At 33.5% G+C, this 20,698-nt stretch carries 25 protein-coding genes; 14 read left to right on the top strand and 11 right to left on the bottom strand.

Annotated features, from left to right (window positions below):
- Window positions 1-27: 27 nt before the first annotated feature.
- Complete coding sequence (locus tag EAG08_RS02810) at window positions 28-1,095, bottom strand: 3-oxoacyl-ACP synthase III family protein (protein WP_129534120.1); 1,068 nt, start codon at window positions 1,093-1,095, stop codon at window positions 28-30.
- A gap of 100 nt (window positions 1,096-1,195) precedes the next feature.
- Between EAG08_RS02810 and EAG08_RS02805 the strand changes: the two genes are divergently transcribed.
- The 9 genes from EAG08_RS02805 (at window position 1,196) to EAG08_RS02765 (ending at window position 6,681) form a co-directional block, all read left to right on the top strand.
- On the top strand, window positions 1,196-1,765 hold the full coding sequence (locus EAG08_RS02805) for a hypothetical protein (protein WP_129534119.1): 570 nt from the start codon (window positions 1,196-1,198) through the stop codon (window positions 1,763-1,765).
- Between the two features lie 65 nt (window positions 1,766-1,830).
- Window positions 1,831-2,493: a bifunctional demethylmenaquinone methyltransferase/2-methoxy-6-polyprenyl-1,4-benzoquinol methylase UbiE gene (gene ubiE / locus EAG08_RS02800; RefSeq protein WP_410493348.1), complete on the top strand. Its 663-nt coding sequence runs from the start codon at window positions 1,831-1,833 to the stop codon at window positions 2,491-2,493.
- Window positions 2,494-2,496: 3 nt separating this feature from the next.
- Window positions 2,497-3,279: a porin family protein gene (locus EAG08_RS02795; RefSeq protein WP_129534117.1), complete on the top strand. Its 783-nt coding sequence runs from the start codon at window positions 2,497-2,499 to the stop codon at window positions 3,277-3,279.
- A 138-nt stretch (window positions 3,280-3,417) separates the two neighbouring features.
- Complete coding sequence (locus EAG08_RS02790; RefSeq protein ID WP_129534116.1) at window positions 3,418-3,720, top strand: hypothetical protein; 303 nt, start codon at window positions 3,418-3,420, stop codon at window positions 3,718-3,720.
- Window positions 3,720-4,007, top strand: coding sequence for a cell division protein ZapA (locus EAG08_RS02785; protein ID WP_129534115.1), 288 nt, complete (start codon window positions 3,720-3,722; stop codon window positions 4,005-4,007). The genes EAG08_RS02790 and EAG08_RS02785 overlap by 1 nt, the downstream gene beginning before the upstream one ends.
- 218 nt (window positions 4,008-4,225) lie before the next feature.
- Window positions 4,226-5,797: a ribonuclease Y gene (rny, locus tag EAG08_RS02780; protein ID WP_129534114.1), complete on the top strand. Its 1,572-nt coding sequence runs from the start codon at window positions 4,226-4,228 to the stop codon at window positions 5,795-5,797.
- 224 nt (window positions 5,798-6,021) lie between these two features.
- The gene (locus tag EAG08_RS02775) at window positions 6,022-6,225 is read left to right on the top strand and encodes a hypothetical protein (RefSeq protein WP_129534113.1); all 204 of its coding nucleotides are present in this window, start codon (window positions 6,022-6,024) and stop codon (window positions 6,223-6,225) included.
- Between the two features lie 42 nt (window positions 6,226-6,267).
- Entirely contained in the window at window positions 6,268-6,465 is a 198-nt protein-coding gene (locus EAG08_RS02770; RefSeq protein WP_129534112.1) for a hypothetical protein, read from the top strand.
- A gap of 30 nt (window positions 6,466-6,495) precedes the next feature.
- Window positions 6,496-6,681, top strand: a complete 186-nt coding sequence (locus EAG08_RS02765; RefSeq protein WP_129534111.1) for a hypothetical protein — start codon at window positions 6,496-6,498, stop codon at window positions 6,679-6,681.
- Window positions 6,682-6,870: 189 nt separating this feature from the next.
- Here the strand turns inward: EAG08_RS02765 and EAG08_RS02760 are convergent, their stop codons facing one another.
- Together EAG08_RS02760 and EAG08_RS02755 are read right to left on the bottom strand one after the other, a co-directional pair.
- Window positions 6,871-7,611: a sugar phosphate isomerase/epimerase family protein gene (locus tag EAG08_RS02760; protein WP_129534110.1), complete on the bottom strand. Its 741-nt coding sequence runs from the start codon at window positions 7,609-7,611 to the stop codon at window positions 6,871-6,873.
- 9 nt (window positions 7,612-7,620) lie between these two features.
- A complete protein-coding gene (locus tag EAG08_RS02755) occupies window positions 7,621-8,088 on the bottom strand; it encodes an acyl-CoA thioesterase (protein ID WP_129534109.1) in 468 nt (155 codons plus the stop codon).
- Window positions 8,089-8,227: 139 nt separating this feature from the next.
- On the opposite strand from EAG08_RS02755, the gene EAG08_RS02750 reads away from it, so the two are divergent.
- Window positions 8,228-8,584: an arsenate reductase family protein gene (locus EAG08_RS02750; RefSeq protein WP_129534108.1), complete on the top strand. Its 357-nt coding sequence runs from the start codon at window positions 8,228-8,230 to the stop codon at window positions 8,582-8,584.
- A gap of 100 nt (window positions 8,585-8,684) precedes the next feature.
- Here the strand turns inward: EAG08_RS02750 and gcvT are convergent, their stop codons facing one another.
- From gcvT to idi, 3 genes are read right to left on the bottom strand one after another with little or no spacing between them, the layout of a single operon-like run.
- Window positions 8,685-9,761: a glycine cleavage system aminomethyltransferase GcvT gene (gene gcvT, locus EAG08_RS02745; protein ID WP_129534107.1), complete on the bottom strand. Its 1,077-nt coding sequence runs from the start codon at window positions 9,759-9,761 to the stop codon at window positions 8,685-8,687.
- A gap of 45 nt (window positions 9,762-9,806) precedes the next feature.
- Complete coding sequence (locus EAG08_RS02740) at window positions 9,807-10,298, bottom strand: hypothetical protein (protein ID WP_129534106.1); 492 nt, start codon at window positions 10,296-10,298, stop codon at window positions 9,807-9,809.
- Window positions 10,299-10,304: 6 nt separating this feature from the next.
- Window positions 10,305-10,814, bottom strand: a complete 510-nt coding sequence (gene idi, locus EAG08_RS02735) for an isopentenyl-diphosphate Delta-isomerase (RefSeq protein ID WP_129534105.1) — start codon at window positions 10,812-10,814, stop codon at window positions 10,305-10,307.
- A 239-nt stretch (window positions 10,815-11,053) separates the two neighbouring features.
- On the opposite strand from idi, the gene EAG08_RS02730 reads away from it, so the two are divergent.
- The gene (locus EAG08_RS02730; protein WP_129534104.1) at window positions 11,054-11,455 is read left to right on the top strand and encodes a phosphoheptose isomerase; all 402 of its coding nucleotides are present in this window, start codon (window positions 11,054-11,056) and stop codon (window positions 11,453-11,455) included.
- A gap of 95 nt (window positions 11,456-11,550) precedes the next feature.
- Window positions 11,551-12,510 carry a D-2-hydroxyacid dehydrogenase gene (locus tag EAG08_RS02725; protein WP_129534103.1) on the top strand — a complete coding sequence of 320 codons (960 nt, stop codon included), beginning with the start codon at window positions 11,551-11,553 and terminating at the stop codon, window positions 12,508-12,510.
- 70 nt (window positions 12,511-12,580) lie between these two features.
- Here EAG08_RS02725 and mscL read toward each other — a convergent pair whose 3' ends face one another.
- Window positions 12,581-13,024: a large conductance mechanosensitive channel protein MscL gene (gene mscL, locus EAG08_RS02720; protein ID WP_129534102.1), complete on the bottom strand. Its 444-nt coding sequence runs from the start codon at window positions 13,022-13,024 to the stop codon at window positions 12,581-12,583.
- A gap of 134 nt (window positions 13,025-13,158) precedes the next feature.
- On the opposite strand from mscL, the gene EAG08_RS02715 reads away from it, so the two are divergent.
- Window positions 13,159-14,676: an NAD(P)H-hydrate dehydratase gene (locus tag EAG08_RS02715; RefSeq protein ID WP_129534101.1), complete on the top strand. Its 1,518-nt coding sequence runs from the start codon at window positions 13,159-13,161 to the stop codon at window positions 14,674-14,676.
- A 26-nt stretch (window positions 14,677-14,702) separates the two neighbouring features.
- On the opposite strand, the gene lgt is transcribed toward EAG08_RS02715, so the two are convergent.
- A complete protein-coding gene (gene lgt / locus EAG08_RS23070; protein ID WP_129534100.1) occupies window positions 14,703-15,971 on the bottom strand; it encodes a prolipoprotein diacylglyceryl transferase in 1,269 nt (422 codons plus the stop codon).
- Between the two features lie 35 nt (window positions 15,972-16,006).
- Window positions 16,007-16,249 carry a membrane protein insertion efficiency factor YidD gene (gene yidD, locus EAG08_RS02705; RefSeq protein WP_185145176.1) on the bottom strand — a complete coding sequence of 81 codons (243 nt, stop codon included), beginning with the start codon at window positions 16,247-16,249 and terminating at the stop codon, window positions 16,007-16,009.
- A gap of 190 nt (window positions 16,250-16,439) precedes the next feature.
- Between yidD and EAG08_RS02700 the strand changes: the two genes are divergently transcribed.
- Window positions 16,440-17,717, top strand: coding sequence for a replication-associated recombination protein A (locus EAG08_RS02700; RefSeq protein ID WP_129534099.1), 1,278 nt, complete (start codon window positions 16,440-16,442; stop codon window positions 17,715-17,717).
- 55 nt (window positions 17,718-17,772) lie between these two features.
- Here EAG08_RS02700 and EAG08_RS02695 read toward each other — a convergent pair whose 3' ends face one another.
- Both EAG08_RS02695 and EAG08_RS02690 read right to left on the bottom strand, forming a co-directional pair.
- On the bottom strand, window positions 17,773-18,099 hold the full coding sequence (locus EAG08_RS02695) for a hypothetical protein (protein ID WP_228446728.1): 327 nt from the start codon (window positions 18,097-18,099) through the stop codon (window positions 17,773-17,775).
- A 310-nt stretch (window positions 18,100-18,409) separates the two neighbouring features.
- Window positions 18,410-20,677, bottom strand: coding sequence for a DUF2339 domain-containing protein (locus tag EAG08_RS02690; RefSeq protein WP_228446727.1), 2,268 nt, complete (start codon window positions 20,675-20,677; stop codon window positions 18,410-18,412).
- Window positions 20,678-20,698 lie beyond the last annotated feature (21 nt).

Here is a 20,698-nt window from a genome sequence, read left to right as displayed (position 1 = left end):
TTATATTTTTTTAAATTTATTTAAGTCTTAAGGAAATTTATAAACGATCGCATTGATATTCATTCCGGCACCTACCGAAGTCATCACAATGTTCCCTTTTTCTTTAAACGTATGACCATCCATTTTTCCTTTAATTATTAAATCAAACATGGTAGGAATGGTTGCTACAGAAGAATTTCCAAACTCCTGAATCGTCATTGGTGAAATTGCGTGGTCGTAATCTTTCACTTCGTACAGTTTGTGAAGTCTGTCGATCATTGCATAATCCATCTTAGCATTGGCCTGGTGGATTAGAATTTTGTCGATATCATCAATAGATAATCCTGCATTGTCGATAGTTTCTTTGATGGCAACGGGAACATTTTTAAGTGCATATTCGTAGATTTTTCTACCCATCATTCTGATATACAGTTTTTGGTCGTCAAAATCTTTGTTGATGGACGCGCCGTTTCTTAAATATTCAAGCTCAGGACCGTTGTCACAAATGGTATTATGAGAAATAATACCTACATTTTCTTCGTTAGTTGCTTTTACAACAACTGCACCTGCACCGTCAGCGAAAATCATTTTATTTCTGTCGTAAGGATCAGTTACTCTGCTTAAAGTTTCTGAACCGACCACAAGTATTGTTTTGGCAACTCCGGCTTTGATAAAGTGGTCTGCTAAAATCATTGCTTCAACCCAACCCGGACATCCAAAAATCATATCATAAGTGATACATTTTCTGTTTTTGATGCCTAAATGATTCTTCACTCGTCCTGCCATATTCGGCATAAAGTTCGCAGCGCCATTGGTTCCTACTTCACCAAAATTACTTGCGTAGATGATGTAATCTAAATCTTCACCATCAACTTTTGCGTCTTCAAGAGCAATTTTTGCAGCTTCGTAACCAATTTTTGAGTTTGACGTGTCTTCGCCTATGTATCTTCTGTTTTCAATTTCTGTAATTTCTACAAATTTTGAGATAATTTCTTCGTTTGGCTTGTCTATTTTTTCGCCTTCATCGGTATAGAATTCAGAATTTAGAAAATAATCTCTACCAATAACTCTGTTAGGAATGTAAGATCCAGAACCAATAATGATCGTATTCGGCATTCGTTTTAATGATTTTATAAAGATGCAAAGTTAATAATTAATATTAATAAGAAAGAATTAAAATTATTATTAAATTTGCAAAAATTGTGCTTTACAATCTATGAAAAACAATCCGTCGTTAAAAGGGTTACTTATAGCATCAGTGGTATTTATACTTGCTTTTGGAGTGTACTTCTTTTTCTTAGCCAAAAAAAATTATTACATTGTAGACAACCCTACGCCAGATACCTATTACTATAAGATTAATAATGGTTCTGAGGGAGTGATTTCTGGGGGACAATTTGTTAAGGTTGATCTTAAAAAAGGGAAAAATTCTATCAAAGTTTTTAATCAAAATAAGAAGCTTCTTTACGATTCTGCATTTGAAGTGAATAAAGTAAGGGGCTTGATCAACATTGCGCATAAGGATTATTATGTTAATGATCAATATTATGGGTACAATCTTAAAAAAGATTCATTACTTTTGGCGTTGGATAAAACCATCATTGATGGAAAACCATATTTTGGGGGTGCAAAACACTTCAACAAGCTTTATACAGACGATTTTTACTATAATGTAGACGAAGAATATGATCAACTGATAAAGAATATTGATAAAGTAGAATCACGTTCAAAGATCTTTAGAAAACAAGATTACCTTAATTATTATAAAGAATATTACAAGTTTTGACAAACGATATCAACAAAGTAACTCCCTACAACTCTGAGGCAACGAAAAAAAGCCAGGTAGAGGATATGTTCGACAATATAGCGCCGAAATACGACTTACTGAACCATGCATTATCTATGAAAATAGATGTTTTGTGGAGAAATAAGCTGGTAAAAATGATGAAAGAAGATGCTCCTCAGGAGGTTCTTGATGTAGCAACTGGAACAGGAGATTTAGCAATTGCTGTGGAAAAAGGAACTGACGCAAAAGTGGTTGGTTTAGATTTATCGCAACAAATGTTAAATGTTGGCGTTATTAAAATAAAAAAACTTAAATTAGACGGCAAAATTTCTATGCAGAAAGGCGATGCAGAAAATTTACCTTTCGAGGACAATAGATTTGATGCTGTTTCCGTTGCATTTGGAGTAAGGAACTTTGAAAACCTTACAAAAGGTTTGGCAGAGCTGAGAAGAGTAGTGAAAGAAAACAAGAGCGTATACATTCTTGAGTTTTCAAAAGTGGAGGGTTTTTTAGGACCGTTTTATATGTTTTACTTCAAAAATATATTACCGGCAATCGGAAGATTGGTTTCTAAAGACAATAGGGCGTATACTTATCTGCCGGATTCTGTAAATGCTTTCCCGTTTGGAGAGAAAATGAGACAAATACTTTTAGATACAGGATTTAAAAAAGTAGAATATAAAAAATTAAGTTTAGGTATAGCCACAATTTATAAAGCAACAAAATAACCTATGAATAAATTTCTATTAAAAGCTCTGGTTTTAGCCTCAGTTAGTATTGCAACATTTGCAGACGCTCAATTTAGAACTCGTAACAGGATGGACAAGCTGGAAGATTTTGACCAGCAAAAGTTCAGTTGGGGGTTTTATCTGAATGGCAATATTCTTGATTACCGTATCGTGCATAACCCTAGATATGGTATGGCTGATAACCAGAACCTTGTAAGTTCTAAATCTAGTACTAGCTTTGGAGCAGGTTTGATTGCGAAATTCAGAGTGCATGATTACTTAGATGTAAGATTAGAGCCGGGTTTACAGTTTGCTCAGAGACAATTGACTTTCAATACGCAGGGAAATGATATTTATCAAAATGGAAGTTTAACGAATCCTGCATTTACTCCGATTTTATTAACTGAAAAAGATAAAGTAAGAGAGGTTAAGTCTACTTTGGTAGATATTCCTGTTATGCTTGAATTTCATGGTGAAAGATGGTACAACTCAAGACCCTACGTTGCGGCGGGTGTGAATTACATCGTTAATTTACAGTCGAATTCTGATTCAGAGGATGATAACCAACAACAGGTTTTTAGATCTACAACGCATAATTTTGCATGGTCTGCAGAGATGGGAATTCAGTTTTATTTCAATAAATTTAAATTGACTCCAGCTGTAAGAGGAACGTTCTTTATGAACAACGAAATGGTTGCTGATAACGCTACAACTCCACCTTATTGGTCTGCAGCAGTATCTACTTTACAGACAAGAGCGATTATGTTTGTATTGAAATTTGAATAATATAATAAAAAATTAATATAGAAAGGAGGTGCTTTGGCATCTCCTTTTTGTTTTTAGTCAAAATATAGAGACATTTATTTTTGTTAGTCTTTTTATTTTCATATTTTTGCTTTTAGTTAGAATATTTAGAAACCTGAAATGCTTCAAGAATTAGAAAACAATTTTTCAGAATTGGAAAAAAAGATTTTGAATCTTCATAAAAGTCATCAAAATCTTTCTGAAAAGTTATCAGAGTTGAATAAAGAGCATGAAGACTTGAAGAAGAAATATGAAGAAGAAAGAAAGAAAAATCAGGTATTAGCAGAAGAACAGAAAAATATAAAATTGTATTCAGCAATATCAGGAAATCCTGAACACAACAGACTCATGAAAAACCATATCAACAGATTGGTAAAAGAAGTAGACTTTTGTATTGCGCAGCTTCAAAACAGTGGACTATAATGGAGGTAAGGAGAATAACCATCAACATTGCAGGAAGAGTATATCCGCTGAATGTACCCGCGGCAGAGGAAGAAACTTTGCGCAAAGTGGGGAAGCAGATTGAAAATATGATTAAAGATTTTGAACAGAATTTCGATGTGAGAGATAAACAAGATGCTTTGGCAATGTGTGCCCTAAAACTGGGAACCAATGCAGAAGTTGTAAATCTGAACTACGAAAAAAATATAAATTCAACCAACGAAAGATTAGCAAAAATTAATCAGACGTTGAATGAAGTCGGAAAGTAAATTTCCGAAAAAACTGCCTACAGTAATTCTAACACATTAAGGTAAACTCAACACTAAACAATTAATGTTCGAAAGTCTTTTCAATGGCGTGCTGCATTACGCAGATTACAGAGAGAAGGAATCAGATCAAATCGTGGAGATCAGGAGTTTACTCTAAATCACTGGATTATTGTAGGTTTTTTATTTTTAAATTTAGACAATTAAAACTCAATATATATATGACAACAACCGCTATTATTATAGGCGTTATTTGTTTGGTAATAGGTGCTGTTTTAGGAATGGTATTTTCTAAAAGCTCTCTTAATGCTAAAGGCAAATTTATTATAGACGATGCAACAAAAAATGCCGAAAACCTTATAGAAAAAGCTAACGTACAAGCCGAATCGATAAAGAAAGAAAAAAATCTTCAGGCAAAAGAAAAGTTTCTTGAACTGAAATCTCAGCACGATGCAGATATTCAGTCTCGTGAAAGAAAAATGCAGGAGGGCGAAAAAAGAGTTAAAGACAAAGAAAACAAACTGAACGACGAGCTGAGCAAAGCGGGTAAACTTGAAAAAGATTTAGACAGACAAATTGCTGACTACGCTAAGAAAACCGAAGTTTTAGAAAGAAAACAACAAGAATTAGACTCAGCAACTTCTAAGAAAGTTGAAATGCTAGAGAAAATTTCAAACTATACCGCTGAAGAAGCTAAATCTGAATTGGTAGAAACCATGAAAGCTGAAGCGAAAACTAGAGCTCAGGCGCATGTTCAGAGCATCATGGAAGAAGCTCAGTTGAATGCGAAAAGTGAAGCGAGAAAAATCGTTATCCAAACCATTCAGAGAATCGGAACAGAACAGGCGATTGAAAACTCAGTATCTGTTTTTAACATCGAATCTGACGAAGTAAAAGGTAGAATTATCGGTAGAGAAGGTAGAAATATCCGTGCTTTAGAGGCGATGACAGGTGTAGAAATCATTGTTGATGATACTCCGGAAGCTATTCTTCTTTCATGTTTTGATCCGGTAAGAAGAGAGATCGCAAGATTATCCCTTCACAGATTGGTAACAGATGGTAGAATTCACCCCGCAAGAATCGAGGAGGTTGTAGAGAAAACTAAAAAAATGATCGAAGAAGAGATTATTGAAGTGGGGAAAAGAACCATCATCGATCTTGGAATCCACGGTTTACACCCGGAATTGGTAAAAATCGTTGGTAGAATGAAATACCGTTCGTCGTACGGACAAAACCTTCTTCAACACTCAAGAGAAGTAGCAAACATTGCTGCGACGATGGCTGCAGAATTAGGATTAAATGTAAAAATGGCCAAAAGAGCAGGTCTTTTACACGATATAGGTAAAGTTCCTGAGCAGGAATCTGAACTTCCTCATGCCTTATTAGGAATGCAGTGGGCAGAGAAATACGGTGAAAATCCTGAAGTAATCAATGCAATTGGTGCTCACCACGACGAAGTGGAAATGACTTCACTATTATCTCCGATTATTCAGGTTGCCGATGCAATTTCAGGAGCAAGACCAGGAGCAAGACGTCAGGTTTTAGAATCTTATATCCAAAGATTGAAAGATCTTGAAGCTGCTGCTTTAAGCTTTGAAGGAGTTTCAAGCGCTTACGCAATTCAGGCGGGTAGAGAACTAAGAGTAATGGTAGAAAGCGGAAAAGTAAATGACGAAATTGCTTCTCAACTTTCTTACGACATCTCAGAAAAAATTCAGAATGAATTGACATATCCAGGACAGGTAAGAGTTACTGTTATCAGAGAAACTAGAGCTGTTAATATCGCAAGATAATTCAGGTTTAAAATAAAATTAGAATCCTTTCAAAGAAATTTGAAGGGATTTTTTTGAAACCAGGTTTAAAATATCGAGTTGTATTTATTAAAAGCAGATTAAATATTAGTTTTTTAGAATTAAATACTAAGAGTTTATATTAAATGTTATAAATAATATAAAATAATTTACAAAGTAGTTGTTTTAATTATTAAATTTGAGCTTCAACTTAAAACCAAATTATTATGTTAAATGAAATTCTAAAAAACGCTAAGAAATTAAAAAGTGCTGACCTGAAAGACATCGTTGGAGGTGTAAGTGTAGATAATGCGACTCCAGATTTATCGCTTTGCGGATGCAGCTGTTCAGGTGCTGTCACGGGACCTAAGTACTGCCCAACTTATATTGGCTGTCTACAAGTGTATACTTGTGATGATTTTGCTGTATAAATTATAGATTTTTATATTTTTTAACTTAAAACCCAAATCATTATGTTAAACGAAATTTTAAAAAATGCTAAGAAATTAAAAAGTGCTGATCTAAAAGATATCGTAGGTGGTGTCGGTAAAATTGGTAAGCCAGATTTATCTCTTTGTGGATGTAGCTGTTCTGGTGCTGTAACGGGACCTTTCTATTGTTCAACTTATATAGCATGTCCGCAAGTGTATACTTGTAATGATGCTGTTTAACTTTCTCCAACAAAGTAAAACCACAGAATTATGTCAAATAAATTTTTGAATAACGCTAAGAAATTGAAGAGTGCTGATCTGAAAGATATCGCAGGAGGTGTCGGTAAAATCGGAACTCCAGATTTATCACTTTGCGGTTGCAGCTGCACCGGAGCAGTGACCGGACCTAAATATTGCAGTCAATATATGGGATGCCCGCAAGTAATTACTTGTTAATATTAAAAAACATTTAAAAATAGAAAGTCTTCCATTATTTGGAAGACTTTTGCATTTATTTATTGAAGAAGAAAGAATTGCTTTCAACATATTTTTTACTCATCGAAATACTCTCAAAAATATCTCTCTCACTCGAATCCTGTTCAACAAACCAATATTCTAAACCAGCTTTTTCTCTGGCTTCAAAAATTATTTTAAAATCAATAGTTCCGTTTCCGATTTCTGCGAAATTTTTGTTTCTTTCTGCATGTCTTTCACATGCCATAAAGGAAATCTTCCAGGATATTTTTCAAAATAGGTTAGCGGATCAAATCCTGCTTTTGCAATCCAATATAAATCAAGTTCCATTTTAACCAAATCCGGCGAAGTATTTTCTAAAATGAAGTCATAGAAATTCTTCTGATCATCCATTTTTAAAAATTCAAAATCGTGATTGTGATACGCAAGTTGGATTCCGTTTTGCTTTGAATTTTTACCAGCATTTTCCAAAACTTCCGGAAGTTTTCGGTAATTTTCAAGACTTCTTTCGGCTTCGGGAAGATAAGAGCAAACGGCATATTTTGCGCCGATATAATTCAGATCATCTAGCGTATTTTCCCAGTTTTTTAAAAGTGTTCCTTCATCTTTATCGGTGATTCCAGTACGATGATGCGAACTGATGACTTTTAAACCTGTGCTATTTAAAATAGATTGAAATTCATTTCTGTTTTTGCCAAAAAAAGTTCCATCATATCCATAGATTTCTACATCTTTATAACCTAAAGAAGCGATTTTCTCGAAGGCTTTTTCCAGATTTTGAGAGACGGCGTCCCGAATGGTATAAATTTGTAAAGCTAAACGTTGGTTTGTGTTCATAGATTTTGAGATTCCGCAAGAATATAATCCCAAAAAACCTAAAGATGACAGTTTCAAAAAATCAATTCTCTGCATAATTTTCTGTTAAAGAAAAGGTTTCATTTCATCTTCAATTTGCGTTCTGAGTTCCATCAGACGTTTGGCATACATTTCCTGCTGTTTTTCTTCATTGGTTTCCGGAATCCATTTAGGAACAGGTAGCTTTTTACCGTTTTCATCAACTGCCACAAAAACGATAATGCAGTGTGTTTTTTTATCAAAAATCGGTTGTTTAAGGTTTCTTGAGAAGACATTGATCGAAATATGCATACTGGATGAGCCGGTATAGATGACTTGAGCCTCAACTTTTACGATTTCTCCGATTTTTATTGGCTCATAAAAACGAATTCCGCCTACATAGACTGTTACAGAATAATTTCCGCTCCAGGTTGTTGCGCAGGCGTATCCTGCCTGGTCAATCCATTTCATAACGCTTCCACCATGTACATTTCCCCCATAATTGACATCTGAAGGCTCCGAAATAAACTGAAAAGTAAGAGGCTTATTATCCATTTTTATTTAAATTTTAATAAAGATATTCATTAATTATCATAAAGTGAAATTAAATAGCTGTTTTTCCATATTAAAGTGGTATCTTGTAATAATATCCAATTTGGAGAGAAATTTTAAAAAATAATTAATTAATATATAGATGAAGAAAGTATTTTATCTTAATAGTTGCGACACATGCAGAAAAATTTTAGCAAAATTTGATCTGAGAGACTGGGAGATGCGCGAAATAAAGAAAGAGCCTATCACACAAGAAGAAGTGGAAGCCATGCATAAAATCACAAATTCTTACGAGGATTTGTTCAGTAAAAAATCAACCCAGATCAAATTGAGAGAACTTGATTTGAAAACAATGGGTGAAGACGATTTCAAAGAGTTGTTGTTAGATCATTACACGTTCTTGAAACGTCCGGTTTTCCTTACTGATACGGAGATTTTCATAGGAAACGACAAGAAGAACATTGAGAATTTAAGAGCTCATTTCAACGGAAATAATTAAAAATTTTTCTGTCAAAAAAAGTGAAAAAACCACAGAGCAATCTGTGGTTTTTTGTATGTAAAAGCAGACTAGCCAAAAACCAGCTGCAAATAGTAATATGCTAAACGAAAGGCATTTTAACAACTTTCGCAGGAATATTTTTATTTCTAACCTGGATAAAAATTTCAGTTCCCAATTTGAAATGAGGCTTATCAACATAAGCGATTCCCAAACCGATTTTCTTCATTGGAGATTGCGTTCCGGAAGTTACTCTTCCAATCACGTTTCCTTCTGCATCTACCACAGGATAATCATGTCTTGGAACACCTTTATCAGTTAATTCAAAACCAACTAATTTTTTGGTAACTCCTTCTTCTTTTTGTTTTGCAAAAATATCTTTAGACACAAAATCTTTGTCAAATTTTGTGATCCAGCCTAACCCAGCTTCGATAGGAGAAGTTGTATCATCAATGTCCATTCCGTATAAACAGAAACCTTTTTCTAATCTCAAAGTATCTCTGGCAGCCAATCCACAAGGAATAATTCCTTCGTTTTCTCCAGCTTCAATGATTGCATCCCAAAGTTGTACTGCATTGTCATTTTTAAAATAAATTTCAAAACCACCGCTTCCTGTGTAACCGGTGTTTGAAATAATCACATCGCTTACACCAGCCACCGAACCAACGGTAAAATGATAGTAAGGAATTTCTGATAAATTAGTTTCAGTTATCTTCTGAAGAATCTCAGTCGCTTTCGGTCCCTGAACTGCCAAAAGAGACATTTCATCTGAAGCATTCGTCATTTTTGCACCGAAAGTATTGTATTTTGAAATGTGATTCCAGTCTTTTTCGATGTTTGAAGCGTTGACAACTACAAAATATTTGTCGTCTTCCATTTTGTAAACGATAAGGTCATCTACAATTCCGCCATCTTCGTTCGGAAGACAAGAATATTGCGCTTTTCCGTTCTCAAGAGCATCAAGATTATTGGTTGTTACAAACTGCAAAAGATCTTTCGAACCTGCACCTTCAATGAAAAACTGTCCCATGTGAGATACGTCAAATAATCCCGCTTTTTCTCTTACTGCAAAGTGCTCTTCCGTCACTCCGGAATATTGTACAGGCATATCAAATCCCGCAAAAGGTACTATTTTCGCTCCCAAAGAAACGTGTTTATCGTACAAGGCTGTTTTCTTCATGTTTATTTTTATTTATAAATATTCTTAATTTGAAAAGTGAAAATCTTACAATAAGATTCTATTTTTTATTTTAAAACTGTCAAAAGTCTCGTTAAAAACTTTCATATAATTTCCATTCCAGTATTTTTTTTGACAGTTGATGCTTACAATATAGATTTCTTTGCTTTTTTGAAACACTTTGGTGATCCAGAAGAGATTTTCTTTCTCATCAAAATATTCGTAAAAATACTCTGTGTAACCTCTTTTACCGCTGCCGGTCTTTATTTTTTTCTCGTCATCTGAAGAATTGTAAAGAGCAAGAATAAATTTCTTGGTTTCAGCTTTTGGAAGTTCTAAATCGTGATATTCAGAAATGGTTATCGCGCCAATCTGATTAGTCGGGAAAATGTTAACGATGCCTTCATCATTGGTGGCTTTCCATGTATCCGGCATTGTCAATGAATAATTTTCGCTTTCAAAAACTTTAGTATCTGATTTCTGACCAAACAGACCTAAAGAAATAAGGAGAGCAAAAAGAAATACTGTTCTTTTCATCATAGGTGTTTAAAAATTGTGTTTGTATTCTTCTAAAATGATTTTAAACCATTCTGTAAATTGTTCAGGGTGTTCTAATATTTCCTGATCTAAATCTTTCATGGAAATATATCGAACTTCCTCAACTTCATTTTTATTTAAATTAAAGTCTGCATTGTAAGTTCCTGTAAAAACATAATCGAGCTCATGCTCCCAAAGCCCCTTGCCAACGTCTGCTTTATAGATGAAGTTAAATTTTTCTGAAAGTTCAGTTTCTATTCCCAATTCTTCTTTTACTCTGCGTTTGGCTCCTTCAAGATAAGATTCACCATCTCGGGGATGAGAACATACAGCATTCGTCCATTGATTGGGAGAATGATATTTCTCTGCCGCACGCTTCTGCAAGAGCATTTCACCTTGATCATTAAATAAAAAAACAGAAAATGCACGGTGTAGCAAACCATTGATATGAGCCTGCTGTTTTTCCATCAAACCTAACACTGTATCTTCAGGATTTACTAAAACTACGTATTCTTCCATTCCTACAAATTTAAGTTTTAATCATGATTACGTAAAATATTTGAGTGAAATTTTTAATATTTATGAAATATTGGCTTTTTTTTAAATAAAAATAACACGCTAATTTTATGAAAAATGCAATAGAATGCTTGCTTTTATTCATTTAAAAATATTTTTTATGTTAAAATTTTAACATAAACTAAGATTAATGTAAGTCTTTGATCAATAATGTGTAACTTTGCGCTTTAAAAATTTGAACGATGGAGCTAGATTATATTGAGCATATCAGTCCGATTCTGAAGGACGGAGTTAAGAATTATTTAATTGATATTGACGGAACAGTTACAGATGACGTTCCTAATGAAGAACCGGAAAGAATGGTTACTTGTCTTCCTTATCCTGATGCATTGGAAACAGTAAACAAATGGTACGACGAAGGTCACCAAATCTGTTTTTTCACATCAAGAACTGAAAATTTAAAGCAGATTACCATCGATTGGCTAGACAAACACGGATTCAAATATCACAGTGTATTGTGCGGAAAACCAAGAGGCGGAAACTACCATTGGATCGACAATCACTTGGTAAGAGCTACAAGATATAAAGGTAAATTCACTGATTTGGTCGAGAAGCAAGTAACCATTGAAGTTTTTAAAGATTAAAATCTAATTGAAGATTTAAAAATTGAATAAATAAAGTTTTAAACGACTTCCATTTTTTAATTTTTAAATCTTTCATTTTTAATATATAAATAGTTATGAAAGTTTTAGCAAACGATGGATTAGATCAATCTGGGATTGATGCATTAACGGAAAAAGGTTTTGAAGTAATCACTACAAAAGTTCCTCAGGAGTTTTTGATGGATTACATAAATGAGCACAAAATCCGTACGATTTTGGTAAGAAGCGCAACGCAGGTAAGAAAAGAATTGATTGACAATTGCCCATCTATCGAAATCATCGGTAGAGGCGGAGTAGGAATGGATAATATTGATGTAGATTATGCAAGAGGAAAAGGAATTCACGTCATCAATACCCCTTCTGCTTCTTCAGAATCTGTTGCTGAATTGGTATTTGCACATTTATTCTCAGGAGCAAGATTTTTGCAGGATTCGAACAGAAAAATGCCTTTAGTAGGTGATACAGAATTTGCTTCACTTAAAAAAGCATATGCTGCAGGTATCGAATTGAAAGGAAAAACCATCGGAATCGTTGGGATGGGAAGAATCGGGCAAGAGGTTGCAAAAATCGCTTTGGGTCTTGGTATGCGTGTTATTGCTGCTGATAATATGATCGGTAAAGCGAGTATTAAAGTGACGTTTTACAACAATCAATTCATCAATGTTGATATAGAAACTGAACCTTTACAAGAAGTTCTGAAGCATTCAGATTTTATTACCCTTCACGTTCCAGCTCAGAAAGAAGGTTTCATGATTGGTAAAAATGAATTTGATATCATGAAAGCCGGCGTGGCAATCGTAAACTGCTCAAGAGGCGGTGTGATTGACGAAGCAGCTTTGATAGAAGCTTTAGATTCAGGAAAAGTAAAATTTGCAGGTCTTGATGTTTTCATTAACGAACCTACCCCTTCAAAAGCAATCTTAAATCATTCTAAAATTTCTCTGACTCCACATACAGGAGCTTCAACTTTAGAAGCACAAGATAGAATCGGTCTTTCTTTAGCTGAGCAAATTTCAAGTATTTTACAGATTCACTAAGAATAATTTCTTACAAAGTAAAACTCGCCGCAAATTTATTTGCGGCGAGTTTTTTGGTTATTTTTTTAAACTATTTTTTCTTAAGTTCATCACGAATCTCCACAAGTAATTGTTCCGTTGCAGTTGGTGCTGCCGGAGCTGCCGGAGTTTCAGCTTCAGTTTTTCTCATTCTGTTGATTGTTTTTACCAGACTGAACACAACTATAGCAAGAAGTATAAAATTAATAGCAACTGTAATGAAATTACCATAAGCAAAAATTGCAGCATCCGGAGCAAGTTCCTTTGCTTTTGCCAATGTGGATCCTGCCGGAATATTTTCAGCTCCTTTCCCCATCGCAAAATAGATACTGCTGAAGTCTGGTTTTCCAACTATAGCGGCAACGATTGGCATAATTAAATCATCTATAACACTGGTTACAATTTTGCCAAAAGCACCACCTATAATTACACCGACAGCCAGATCAAAGGCATTTCCTTTAATTGCAAATTCTTTAAATTCTTTTACAAATCCCATAATTTTTATTTTTTAATGTTTATCACAAAAGTATCATTTATAAATAATAATCTTTCAAGTTTTATATTTTTTTTACTTTTTAAATGGCATATTTTTCAATCTATAATGATTATTTTTAATAAAAATTGACTCCAATGAAAATTTTAACAGCAGAAAACATCAGATTAGCGGATGAATTTACCATAAAAAATGAACCTGTTTCTTCAATTTTATTAATGGAAAGAGCTTCTTCCGCTTGTGTAAATTGGATTGTTGGAAATTGTAAAAAGCATACAAAATTTGCGGTTTTTTGTGGAAATGGGAATAACGGCGGAGACAGTTTTGCTATTGCCAGATTATTGTATCTGAAAGGCTTTGATGTACATATTTTTGTTGATCAGTCAAATGAGAAATTCTCAGAAAATGCTGGAATTAATTATAAAAGATTAAAAGAATTTTCTGGGATTTCGATTCATGATTTTAAAGATATTGATTCTGTTCAGTTTGATCATGAAACGATTATAATCGATGCGCTTTTCGGAACGGGATTATCCCGAAAATTAGATGGGATTTCTGAAGATTTAATTGAAAAATTGAATGATTTCAAGCAAATAAAAATTTCTATTGATGTTCCTTCAGGATTGTTTTCTGATAAAATTTTAGAAGAAAATCAAACTGTTTTTAAAGCTGATTATACTTTAAGTTTTAAGTTTTGGAAACGAAGTTTTTTACATCCTGAAACCGGATATTTTGCAGGTAAAGTTGTGATTTTAGATATTGATTTAAGTGAAGAATTTATAGAAAAACACGCAACAGATTATTATGTGATTGATGACGAAATGATAGCGGAAATTTTTCAGCCAAGAAATAATTTTGCACACAAAGGAACTTACGGAAAATCGATTATTGTTGGTGGAAGTTATGGGAAAATAGGTGCTGCAATTTTGGCTACAAAATCAGCTTTGAAAACAGGTTCAGGATTAACTTTTGTTATGGCACCCAACTGTGGATACGAAATACTTCAGACGACTTGCCCGGAAGCTATGTTTATTTCTGGTGGCGAAAAATTAATAGAAGAAATTGAAATTCAGGAGAATTCAATCTATGGAATTGGTCCGGGTTTAGGAACGGATTCTTTAACGGAAAAAGCATTGTTGAAATTTTTAGAACAAAGTTCAAAACCATTGTTACTAGATGCGGATGCTTTAAATAGTATTGCTAAAAATAGAGACAGTATCAATTTAATTCAAAAAAACTCAATTATTACTCCACATCCTAAAGAATTTGAGCGATTGTTTGGTTCGACTGAAAATTCATTTGAGCGACTAGAACTGGGAAGGACTAAAGCAAAAGAATTACAAATCTTTATTGTTTTAAAAGATCATCACACGCAAGTTATTACTCCAGAAGGTAATGTGTTTTATAATATCACCGGAAACTCAGGTTTGGCAAAAGGTGGCAGCGGAGATGTTTTGACGGGGATTATTACTTCACTTTTAGCTCAAAATTATTCTTCCGAAAATGCTTGTGTTTTAGGAGTTTGGCTTCACGGAAAGGCTGCAGATTTTGCTGCTCAGAAATTTTCAAAAGAAGCCATGCTACCGACTGATGTTATTGATGAACTTGGAAATGTATTTTTGGAACTCAACAAAAAAGCCACAACTCAGTTGTGACTTTATGTTTATATTTTTAGCTTTTTTTAGAAAGTTTTGTCTGCTTCGGGAGCTATTTTATTGTTTTTAGAATACACCATAATGATTAAACCTGCCAACATAAACGGTAGTGAAAGAATTTGTCCCGTATTTAATCCTGCAAATGAAATGAATTCATCTCCCTGAGGTTCTTTCAAAAATTCCACAAAGAATCTGATTGCCCAAAGAAGGAAAAAGAACAAACCAAATAACCATCCCTGTTGGTATTTTTTGTCTGTTTTTCTATATAAACCCCAAAGAATAACAAATAATGTTACATAACCTACAGCCTCAAATAACTGAGTAGGGTATCGAGGAATTGTAACACCATATTCACTGCTTTGTTGTGGAAATAATAATGCGAAAGGAGAATTAGGATCAATTGGTTTTCCTATGATTTCAGAGTTGAAAAAATTTCCCATTCTTACAAATGCGCCACCAATTGCTACTACAATACCCAGTCTGTCAAAAACCCAAAGCGGATTTTTTTTGATGACTTTATAAGAATAGTATAGTGTGGTTACAATCACTGCAAGTGTAGCACCGTGACTTGCTAATCCTGCAAATCCTGTAAATTTTAATCCATTTTTTGTGCTGATCGGTAAAAATACACTCCAGAAATCTTCTTTAAATAATTCTGGCTGATAAAAAATAACGTGCCCCAACCGTGCTCCAAGGATAGTTCCTATTAATGTCCATGTGAAAAATGGTTCTACATATTTTGTATCAACTCCGTCAATAGAATACATTTTTGTCATCAGGAAATACCCGATTCCAAAAGCGAAGATGAACATCAAACTATAAAAGTGTAAAGTAACAGGCCCTAAATGAATTCCCGTTGAAGGATCCCATATTTTAAAAGGAGTTTCAAGCTCAACTTTATCGGTAGATTTGACTGGATTAAGAGTTTTTGCAGCATATTTAAAAGCTTCAACATTATCTTCAGTAACTTTGATGTTTTCAATTAATTTAAAATCTTTATCAAAAAATTGATAATTGTTTGCTTTAAATTTCCCTAAAATAATAGAGCTGTTGACGTAATGTGAGACTTCTACATTTGATTTATTTAAAATAACCAAAGTATTCTGTATGTTATTTAAATTGGCAAAAGAATCAAGTTCTACAAGTTCTGAAGTTGCGAAAATTTTTACCGGAACGTCAGTAGAATTTACTTTTAAAGTTCCTTCAGACAATCCTAAGGGATTATTTTGTGCAAAAAAACACTGGGTAATCAATGCAAATGCAAAAAGGTAAATTCTGAAAAAAATATTACTCATTTTTATTTTTTTAATAGGTCGTTTATTCAAAAATATTATTTTTTTGGAGGTACGGGATCATAGCCGCTTCCACCCCAGGGATGACACTTAGCAATTCTTTTTAATCCTAACCAAAACCCTTTAAATATACCATGTACTTGCAGCGATTTAACCATGTAGTGCGAACAGGTTGGCTCGTATCGGCAGTTTTTGGGAAGCAAAGGCGAGATAAACCATTGGTAAAATCTGATTAAAATTACCAAAGGCGATGTAATGATTTTATTGAATGTAAGTTTCAAAACAATGCAAAAATAGGCTAAAAAATTGAAAATTAGTTTAAATTTGTTAGAAGTTTCAGAGTGATAAATGGTTGTTTGTCGGATAAATGAACGCGTTTGTCGATTTTAAAATTTCTTGACCGAAAAGCTATTCTAATTATTGAAAATCTGTGACTTTTTATTAAATTTCATTTTAACCAAACTATAAATTTTGAGTCAAAATACTCCATTAGCCGAAAGAATGAGACCGAAAACTTTAGATGAAGTTTTGGGGCAGGAACATCTTACTGGCGAAAAAGGGACACTGAGGAAAATGCTGCAGAATGACACCTTAAATTCTCTCATTTTATGGGGTCCGCCTGGAACGGGTAAAACTACTCTGGCAGAAATTATTTCAGAAAAATCCGGAAGAAAATTTTATAAACTTTCTGCAGTATCATCGGGTGTAAAAGATGTACGCGATGTAATTGATGAAGCCAAAAAACAAAATTTGTTTTCCGGAAAATCACCGATTCTTTTTATTGATGAAATTCATCGTTTTAATAAATCTCAACAAGATTCATTACTTCATGCGGTAGAAAAAGGTTGGGTAGTTTTGATTGGTGCAACCACAGAAAACCCCAGTTTTGAAGTGGTTTCGGCATTGCTTTCCAGAAGTCAGGTGTATATTTTAAAAGCTTTGTCACACGAAAAATTAGAAGAACTGATTGATATTGCTCTTGAAAGATTTAATAAAGACGAAAAAACTGATTTCACAATTAAAGAAAATCAGGCTTTCATTCAATATTCAGGTGGTGACGGGAGGAAATTGATTAATTCGGTGGAATTGGTTTTGAGTCAGTTTATGAATTCTGAGACAAAAGAAATTTCTAATGATAATGTGATGGAAGTGCTTCAGGAAACGATGGCGTTGTATGATAAAAATGGAGAACAGCATTATGATATCATTTCGGCATTCATCAAATCGATGCGAGGAGGTGACCCGAATGGTGCAGTATATTGGCTTGCGAGGATGATTGCCGGTGGCGAAGATATAAAATTTATTGCCCGAAGAATGCTTATTTTGGCGTCTGAAGATATTGGTTTGGCCAATCCAAATGCTTTGGTGATTGCAAACAGTTGTTTTCAGGCGATAAATGTAATCGGAAATCCTGAAGCCAGAATTTTGTTGAGCGAAACTGCAATTTATCTGGCGGTTTCACCGAAAAGTAATTCGGGATATATGGCAATTAATGATGCATTAGCTTTTGTTAAAAAGACCGGAAATTTGCCGGTTCCGCTGCATTTGAGAAATGCACCGACTAAACTGATGAAAGATCTAGATTATGGTAAAGAATATAAATACGCTCATTCTTTCGAAGGCAATTTTGTCAATCAGGATTTTTTACCGGAAGAAATAAAAGACGTTAAGTTCTACGAGCCCGGAAATAATGCCACAGAAAAGAAAATCTACGACGAGCTCAAAAAAAAATGGACCAATAAATACTAAAAAAAACGGATATTCAAAGTTGAATATCCGTTTTTAAATATAATAATTCTAAATATTATTTCTTATTTGTAGTAATAACCAGCGCTTTTTTACCATCTACAGTTTCTACTTTGTAGTCAGCAATCATATCAGCGAAGATGTGTACATTGGTGTTTTTGAATTCATATCCTTCAATAAAAACGGGTGTATCTTTTGGAAGTCCATTTTGAGCATTAAAATCAGCTAAAGCCATACGATCTAAAGTTCCGAAATCTTTTTTGAATTTTACTTCAGCCAAACCGTTGTCAGCTAAATAATCAAATTTCTTAAGGTTTTGAGGAAGATTTGCTTTCGTTTTAAAAACATTTACGCTCTGAACGGCTTCTTTTCTTGAATCGAACATTGCCACAGTACCTACAGCGTCGTTACAGATTGCAAATTTTACAGCAGTATTTTTTTGAGCAAATAAAGTTGCTGAAGCAAATATTAATAAAGAGTAGAGAATTTTTTCATATAACAGATATTTTATTATTTCAAATAATCTTGCACCAGCTTATGGAAGCTCGCTTGCTATGTTTTTATCAACATTAATTCTTTAAACGTAACGTATTAGTGTTAAAAACGTGATAAATATACTTATTTTTTACAGATTGTCAATGAAAAATTAAAATAATTTATAGAATAATGACAAATAATAGATTTTGTTGTTATTTCTATTGATTTTCTTCAAGAGCTTCATCTTTTTTGCCTACCAAGTTTCTGATCATATTCTTAAGTCGTTGGAACATAAATGAACTCAAGAGCAAGATGATTCCAAGGATGATAAATGCGATAATTCTTGAGACATTATCCATTTGCCAGACGTCGTAAGCGTATAATTTTAAAACCATGATTCCGAGTAAACTGAAACCGATTTTGTTGAATTCCGGAATTTCTTTTTTTAAACCAAAATAAATGAAAAGACAAGCCAAAACTGCCCATGTAATTGGTAAATATAATATGCTGAAATGATTTTGAAGCGTATAAATTTCATCCAAATTATTTGCATTAATCAATAAATATGTTCTAAATAATTCGAAACTGAAAGCAAGAACAATAATTAAAGAGGTCACCCAATAGGCTAAGTTATTTTTAATGAAATCTGATTTCGGAATTATTTTTAGAATTAAATAAATGAGTGGTAGAATGTACAATAAGTGAATAAAGTAAAACCCCACCTCAATTTGTTTACTGATAATTTCTGTTGCAACCTGTGAACTTGATATATGTGTGAAGAGCAATAAAAGAAAAAGATAAATCATTCCGGTTTGGAAATCTCTGCTAATGCTCAGCTTTTTGCCGAATAAAATCAACGCAAATAAATAATACAAAGTAAAAAGGAAACCAATGGTAAGGATAAAAACCCAACTTTCATCCGAAATATGATAGATAATTTCAAATAAAACTGAGAAATAAATAACCGAAATGCATAAAAATTTAAATACATTTTCATAAAATTCCAATTCAGATTTTTCTTCTTCAGAATCTTTTTTCAGTAAAAATAAATTCATAAAACAGCTTCCAATCACAACCAGACTTGTAATAAAAACAGGATTTAAAATCACATTTAAAGAAGCTGAATCAAAATACCTCGCCCAAGTGATCATCTGGGATAAAATAACCATTGGAAAAAGCACGTAAAAGAAAACTTTGAAGATCTTATGATTTGTTTTCTTCCAGATATACAGCAGAAGGCTCGCCTCGATTGCCCAAACACTGGTAGTGAGGTGAGTTTTTAGCTCAAGTGCAAATGCTATTGTGATAAGGCTTACAGTGATGCTTGCAAAAACTGAATAATTGATACCGAAATTTTTCTTTTGATATTCTCTGTATAAACCAATAGCGTTGATGATAGCAAAAGCAACCGGAAATACAGATACAGGAAACATTTGCAACTCATTAAAAATATAAACCAGACCCGAGACTGCCGAAAAATTAATCAGTACAAGCATTAATATATCAAGCTGTAACAACAGATTCTTTTTAATGTAATTCTGTAAAGCAAACGCATAAAATATAATATACGTAATACTGTAAAAAGGAATACTTGTCAGCATTGGATGATCTGTAGTCCAAGCGAAAAGATAAATTGAGGTGAAAATAAGCGAGATCCAGCCAATACTTTTCCAATGTTTGAGATAAGCGATAATCAGCATTCCAATATTTAAAACAGATAAATAAGTAAACAGGAAAATATAGTTGCTTTGCCCTGTGCTGATCATTAACGGTGCTAAAAATCCACCAAATAAAGAAAATATAATTAAGATTTCACTTTTGTAATAGTAGGAAAGAGCAATTGAAATCACAGTAATCAAACATGTTATCAAAAACGCTGTATTCTGTGAAAAAATCTGGTACTCACGAAAGGCAATCGTTGTAGTAAAGTAGAGTACTGCCACACCGCCACCCGTAATTATGGATGAAAAAACCGTGTAGTTTTTCCTTAAAAAATGTCCGATTCCTATGATGCTGATGCCGACAATGAAGCCAATTCCTGCTCTGGAAGTCTCGCCAATCCAGTTTTTGTCGATGGCGTATTTTACAAAATATCCGATTCCTAAAACAAGGGTGAAAATTCCGATAATGGTGAGCGCGTTTTGTTTTAAAAAATCAAAAATAGGGGTCAGCCAATCTTTCTGTGGTTCGGGTTCTTCAAAATTGGTTGCAATGATATTTGGGCTTTCAACTCCGGTATTTTGACTGATAAATTGGATGGGTTCTGGGATGTTATCTTCATTTTCAGTCTTCTCAACTGAAGGAATTTCTTTTTTAGATAAATCAGAAATCTTTTTTTCTAAAATCTCTATGCGCCTATTAAGTCTATAATAAACCAATATGAGAATCACTATTAACATGACAATTAAAGAAGAAATAGAACTCATATACCTAGATTTGTCATCAAATATAAGAATTTGAGAAATAGAGGTCAATAAAAAATCCATTGTGTGAATTTTACAATGGAT

Origin of the sequence: Chryseobacterium sp. 3008163 (genome assembly GCF_003669035.1) — a bacterium.
In the GTDB taxonomy this organism is placed as follows: Bacteria; Bacteroidota; Bacteroidia; order Flavobacteriales; family Weeksellaceae; genus Chryseobacterium.
Note: the sequence above shows the minus strand (reverse complement) of the source record. Positions and strands in the feature narration are given on the sequence as shown.

Coding starts and splice junctions, on each gene's coding strand:
- EAG08_RS02810 (WP_129534120.1), bottom strand. CDS start 1,095: ATGCCGAATACGATCATTATTGGTTCTGGATCTTACATTCCTAACAGA.
- EAG08_RS02805 (WP_129534119.1), top strand. CDS start 1,196: ATGAAAAACAATCCGTCGTTAAAAGGGTTACTTATAGCATCAGTGGTA.
- ubiE (WP_410493348.1), top strand. CDS start 1,831: ATGTTCGACAATATAGCGCCGAAATACGACTTACTGAACCATGCATTA.
- EAG08_RS02795 (WP_129534117.1), top strand. CDS start 2,497: ATGAATAAATTTCTATTAAAAGCTCTGGTTTTAGCCTCAGTTAGTATT.
- EAG08_RS02790 (WP_129534116.1), top strand. CDS start 3,418: ATGCTTCAAGAATTAGAAAACAATTTTTCAGAATTGGAAAAAAAGATT.
- EAG08_RS02785 (WP_129534115.1), top strand. CDS start 3,720: ATGGAGGTAAGGAGAATAACCATCAACATTGCAGGAAGAGTATATCCG.
- rny (WP_129534114.1), top strand. CDS start 4,226: ATGACAACAACCGCTATTATTATAGGCGTTATTTGTTTGGTAATAGGT.
- EAG08_RS02775 (WP_129534113.1), top strand. CDS start 6,022: ATGTTAAATGAAATTCTAAAAAACGCTAAGAAATTAAAAAGTGCTGAC.
- EAG08_RS02770 (WP_129534112.1), top strand. CDS start 6,268: ATGTTAAACGAAATTTTAAAAAATGCTAAGAAATTAAAAAGTGCTGAT.
- EAG08_RS02765 (WP_129534111.1), top strand. CDS start 6,496: ATGTCAAATAAATTTTTGAATAACGCTAAGAAATTGAAGAGTGCTGAT.
- EAG08_RS02760 (WP_129534110.1), bottom strand. CDS start 7,611: ATGCAGAGAATTGATTTTTTGAAACTGTCATCTTTAGGTTTTTTGGGA.
- EAG08_RS02755 (WP_129534109.1), bottom strand. CDS start 8,088: ATGGATAATAAGCCTCTTACTTTTCAGTTTATTTCGGAGCCTTCAGAT.
- EAG08_RS02750 (WP_129534108.1), top strand. CDS start 8,228: ATGAAGAAAGTATTTTATCTTAATAGTTGCGACACATGCAGAAAAATT.
- gcvT (WP_129534107.1), bottom strand. CDS start 9,761: ATGAAGAAAACAGCCTTGTACGATAAACACGTTTCTTTGGGAGCGAAA.
- EAG08_RS02740 (WP_129534106.1), bottom strand. CDS start 10,298: ATGATGAAAAGAACAGTATTTCTTTTTGCTCTCCTTATTTCTTTAGGT.
- idi (WP_129534105.1), bottom strand. CDS start 10,814: ATGGAAGAATACGTAGTTTTAGTAAATCCTGAAGATACAGTGTTAGGT.
- EAG08_RS02730 (WP_129534104.1), top strand. CDS start 11,054: ATGGAGCTAGATTATATTGAGCATATCAGTCCGATTCTGAAGGACGGA.
- EAG08_RS02725 (WP_129534103.1), top strand. CDS start 11,551: ATGAAAGTTTTAGCAAACGATGGATTAGATCAATCTGGGATTGATGCA.
- mscL (WP_129534102.1), bottom strand. CDS start 13,024: ATGGGATTTGTAAAAGAATTTAAAGAATTTGCAATTAAAGGAAATGCC.
- EAG08_RS02715 (WP_129534101.1), top strand. CDS start 13,159: ATGAAAATTTTAACAGCAGAAAACATCAGATTAGCGGATGAATTTACC.
- lgt (WP_129534100.1), bottom strand. CDS start 15,971: ATGAGTAATATTTTTTTCAGAATTTACCTTTTTGCATTTGCATTGATT.
- EAG08_RS02695 (WP_228446728.1), bottom strand. CDS start 18,099: ATGTTCGATTCAAGAAAAGAAGCCGTTCAGAGCGTAAATGTTTTTAAA.
- EAG08_RS02690 (WP_228446727.1), bottom strand. CDS start 20,677: ATGGATTTTTTATTGACCTCTATTTCTCAAATTCTTATATTTGATGAC.